The following is a 4345-nucleotide window of genomic DNA, read 5'->3' on the forward strand; positions in this document are numbered from 1 at the left end:
ATGAAGCAGAACCTGTGGTGGGCCGCCGGCTACAACCTCGCCGCCGTGCCCCTGGCCGCAGGTGTCCTGGCCCCGATCGGATTCGTACTGCCCATGGGCGTCGGCGCCATCCTCATGTCCGCCTCCACCGTCGTCGTTGCTCTCAACGCGCAGCTGCTGCGCCGTCTCGACCTCCGCCCGGACACCGTCACCACAGCGATGCAACGAGGATGAGTCCGATGAACACCACCCACTCCACTCGGAGACGAGCCGCGATCGCGCTCGTTGCCGCCGCTGCCCTGACCCTGACCGGCTGCTCGCCCGGGCCCGCCGAAAATGCAGTACCCAACTGGCCTCCCGCGTCGTTGGAGCACTACGATCTCGCCGGCCTCGAGGCACCCCAGATCATCAACACGCTCGACACCATGCCGGTGGCCGACAGGCCGAACGATCTGATCGCCTCGGTGCAGCCGACTGAGCTCGTCTTGACCAGTGGCGATGAGAGCCTCGAGACGATTCCTATTCCAGAGGACCAGTTCTATCTGTCAGTGGCTCCGTATTACACGAGCACCCACCCCTGCCGATTCCACAGCCTGACCACTTGCCTCGGCGAGATCGCCAACGAACAGGTGCACGTCACAGTCACCGATAACGCCTCCGGTGACACCCTCATCGACGAACCGCGCATCACCTACGACAACGGCTTTCTCGGGCTCTGGCTACCGCGAGGCATCACGGCCACGCTCACCATCGACCACGACGGCAGAACGGCCACCGCTCCGATCTCCACGGGCGACGATGACCTCACCTGCCTGACCACTATGCAACTCGCCTGACATCCCCACTCGCGCCGATATCGCCACCGACGCGGCCACCCACCGGCAGGAAGGTAGTGCGGTCAGCATGGACCACAGCACACAGTCCCAAGACAAGCTCACTCTCACCGGATCCGTCGCGCTGGGAACCGGGGTAATGATCGGAGCCGGCATCTTCGCCCTCGTGGGCCAGGTCGCGGAATTGGCCGGCGGCTGGGTGCCGTGGGCGTTCCTCGCCGGCGCGGTGGTAGTGGCGTTCAGTTCCTACTCCTACATCCGGTACTCGGCCACCAACCCGTCCTCGGGCGGGATCGCGATGCTGCTCAAAGCCGCCTACGGGCCCGGGGTGGCGGCCGGCACGTTCTCCCTGTTCATGTACGTGTCGATGATCCTCGCCGAGTCCCTGCTGGGGCGGACCTTCGGCACCTACGTGCTGCGGCCGTTCGGCATGCAGGACTCCTCCCTGTGGGTGCCGGTGCTGGCAGTGTTCGCCATCGCCGCCGCCGCGCTGGTCAACCTGGTGGGCAACCAGTGGGTCGAGCGGTCAGCCACCGCTACCGCGGCGCTCAAGATCGTGGGCATCGCGGTGCTGGCGATCGCCGGCATCCTGGCCGCGGGCGTGTCCTCGCTGGGCCGACTGTTCACCGTCGCCGAACGCACCCCACCGGAGCACGGCTGGATGGGCTTTCTGGCCGGGGTGACCCTGTGCATCCTGGCCTACAAGGGCTTCACCACGATCACCAACCAGGGCGCGGACCTACGGGACCCGGAGCGCAACATCGGCCGCTCCATCATGATCTCCATCGCCCTGTGCACCGTCCTCTACCTGTTGATCACCGTCGCAGTAACCGCCAGCCTGACCGTTCCGCAGATCATCGGGGCCCGCGACTACGCCCTCGCCGAGGCTGCCAAGCCGATGTTCGGATCCTGGGGCGTCACGCTGACCGTGATCATCGCGGTGGTGGCGACGCTGTCAGGACTCATCGCGAGCTTGTTCTCTGTCTCCAAGCTCTACGACATGCTCCGCGACATGGGCCAGGTGCCGGGACTACCCGGGGCTGGCGGACACCAGTCGCTCTACATCACAGCCGGCCTGGCGATCCTCATGGCAGCCTTCTTCGACCTGTCACAGATCGCCTCCCTGGGGGCGATCTTGTACCTGGCAATGGACATCGCCATCCATTACGGGATCGTCCGACGCCTCAAGGACGACGTCAATGCCAAGGCGTGGATCCCGTGGGTCGCGATCGTCCTCGACGTCGCAGTGCTCGTACCCTTCCTCCTGCTCAAGGCGCAGTCCGACCCACTCACGCTGGGCATCACCGCGATCGTGGCCCTAGTCATCATCACAGCGCAGTGGATCACCGTGCGTCACCGCTCCGCACAATGATCCGCCCTTCTGCGAAAAGCCGCTACAACGGGTATTGGACGCTTGTTATTACAAAGATTCTGCGAAGGTCGAACCGAGGGACTGTAGCCAGTTCTGCGCATCAGTAGCGTCGGCGTTAGCTGGGCGCCTCCAGCGACGACTCGGAGAAGAAGGGAGCACATCGATGTCTCACATCACTTCAATGATCGAAACCCACCCCAACGACGCTTCCGGCATAGACGTGCAGAAGCTTGCCGACTGCATCGCCGCGTGTCTCGAATGCGCACAGACTTGCACCTCGTGCGCTGACGCCTGCCTGGCCGAAGAGATGGTCGCAGACCTACGGAACTGCATTCGCCTCAACCTTGACTGCGCCGATCTCTGCGCAACCACTGGCAAAATCCTCAGCCGTCGCACCGGGCAGAACCTAGCCACGGTCAAAACCACGCTCGAGGCATGCCGGACAGCATGCGCAGAATGTGCCACCGAGTGTAAGAAGCACGAGGACATGCACGAGCATTGTCGAGTCTGCGCCGAAGCCTGCCGCAAATGCGAACAGGCCTGCACCGAACTCCTGTCCGCGATCAGCTAACGATCAATGCCCGGCCTGGTCGGTCGTACGACAATCGACCAGGCTGGGCCACCCGCCGATATCCAAACGTTACGTAAAGTCGAAGCAGGGGCCGTATGCACAGTTCAACGATATGAACCGCCCAGCCCTAAGCCACAGCTAGCAGACTCCCCGCAAGGAAAACCGCATCGCTATTCAGTCGGTTTGACGAGAACGACCTGGGATGGATCTATGCCATCCGCGGAAGCCAAGGTAGGGAGTTCGTACCCCTCGAGACCGTCAAGCTCAAGACTCGCCCGAGCTGCTCGATGCGAAGAATGAACTGACTGGCCATTGGCGATGGCAGCATAGAACTGTGCGGCGTAGTTGATGGCATCGGTGTCGGCAATGCTGTCTGCCATCCCAATGGCGAGGGGGACGATCTTCTCTTCAACCAGGTTGTTAGCCTGCGGAGCCGAGTTGCACGAGTTCAAGAGAACGAGCAGGGGTGGACTGTCAGTGGCTTGCACGGCTCGGGCGAATGCCTGTGCAGTCACTATCACGCCGTCGTGCTGCTCATCTCGGTCTCTCTCGAAGACGATGAGAGCACTGCTGCTGTGACCTGAGAAGTGAACGACGTGGGGACGGAACTTAGTGATCCCGTCCATCAAGTCCGCCGTAGTAGCGGCGGGCCGCGCGTCGAACTGAATCTGATCACGGTGAAGCGCAGCTTCAACCGCAGTTCGAATCCGTTTCTGCTCTCGGCCGATCCTCAGGTCCCCCTCGGAAGCGGCGCCCAGCAGCAATATTCTGAGCACTTCCGCTTTGGGCGATGGTACCGAGCGCATTACCTCGTTCACCGCATCTTCTGCTTGCCTGAGCCGCGAGTTGAACGCCTGCCTTTCGCCAGCAGCCCTACGCGCAGCCTCTTCCTCTGCCTTCTTGCGCTTACGCTCCGCCGCCTCAAGCTCTGACTTTTGTGCTCGCTCCAATTTCGCCTGGAGATCCAGCTCCTGTTTTGAGTAGCTGTCCACTCTCTTCTGCCACTGTGCGGCGTCTTTACCTGCCGTTTCCGCCTCTTTATCCTTACGCTCCGCCTCCCTGAGCTTACTCTTCATGGTGGTCGAGCTCTTGGTGGCCGCCGCTGCACCGCGGGCCTTGGCAGCCGCTGCCCTGGCGGTCGATTCCTTAGTCCTGCAGTTCCCCACCTTGGATTCTGCGTCTCGTCGCTGCTTGCGCTTTTGTTCCAGCTGCCTGCGGTACATGCTCGAACTCATCTGGTCCCTCCTGGTCGGAGATTGGGTTCTCGCAAGCTACAGCAGGGGTCCGACACTCGAGCACCACAGCGCGAACCGCCCTTCAGTTTGTGTGCACGCGCTGCAAAGCGCGGTACAGCGTGGACCGCCCCACACCGAGGTCACGGGCGATCGCCGACGGCCCCTCCCCCGCCTCGACGCGGGCCCGGGCCTTGTCGACCTGCTCGTCAGTCAGGACGCGTTTGCGTCCCTTGTACTTGCCTTTCGCCTTAGCGATGGCGATACCCTCGGCTTGGCGTTCACGGATTATTGCTCTCTCGAACTCGGCGAACGCCCCGAGCAGCGACAGCATCAGATCCGCTCGAGGATCCTGGGC

The 4345-nt window shown here is 62.8% G+C and carries 5 protein-coding genes and 1 pseudogene; 4 read left to right on the forward strand and 2 right to left on the reverse strand.

Annotated elements, in window-relative coordinates:
• The 4 genes and pseudogenes from G6030_RS14400 to G6030_RS14415 all read left to right on the forward strand — a co-directional run.
• Window positions 1-213: pseudogene (locus tag G6030_RS14400) on the forward strand (heavy metal translocating P-type ATPase); the annotation flags it as partial.
• Between the two features lie 5 nt (window positions 214-218).
• Entirely contained in the window at window positions 219-815 is a 597-nt protein-coding gene (locus tag G6030_RS14405; RefSeq protein WP_206680917.1) for a CueP family metal-binding protein, read from the forward strand.
• Between the two features lie 67 nt (window positions 816-882).
• The gene (locus tag G6030_RS14410) at window positions 883-2184 is read left to right on the forward strand and encodes an APC family permease (protein WP_096905718.1); all 1302 of its coding nucleotides are present in this window, start codon (window positions 883-885) and stop codon (window positions 2182-2184) included.
• A 181-nt stretch (window positions 2185-2365) separates the two neighbouring features.
• The gene (locus G6030_RS14415) at window positions 2366-2755 is read left to right on the forward strand and encodes a four-helix bundle copper-binding protein (RefSeq protein ID WP_228549190.1); all 390 of its coding nucleotides are present in this window, start codon (window positions 2366-2368) and stop codon (window positions 2753-2755) included.
• Between the two features lie 170 nt (window positions 2756-2925).
• On the opposite strand, the gene G6030_RS14420 is transcribed toward G6030_RS14415, so the two are convergent.
• Window positions 2926-3990, reverse strand: a complete 1065-nt coding sequence (locus tag G6030_RS14420) for a hypothetical protein (protein ID WP_095719482.1) — start codon at window positions 3988-3990, stop codon at window positions 2926-2928.
• An 82-nt stretch (window positions 3991-4072) separates the two neighbouring features.
• The coding region (locus G6030_RS14425; protein WP_182643587.1) for a recombinase family protein at window positions 4073-4345 on the reverse strand (273 nt) is incomplete at its 5' end.

It is taken from the genome of Dietzia sp. E1 (assembly GCF_014145015.1).
In the GTDB taxonomy this organism is placed as follows: domain Bacteria; phylum Actinomycetota; class Actinomycetes; order Mycobacteriales; family Mycobacteriaceae; genus Dietzia; species Dietzia cinnamea_A.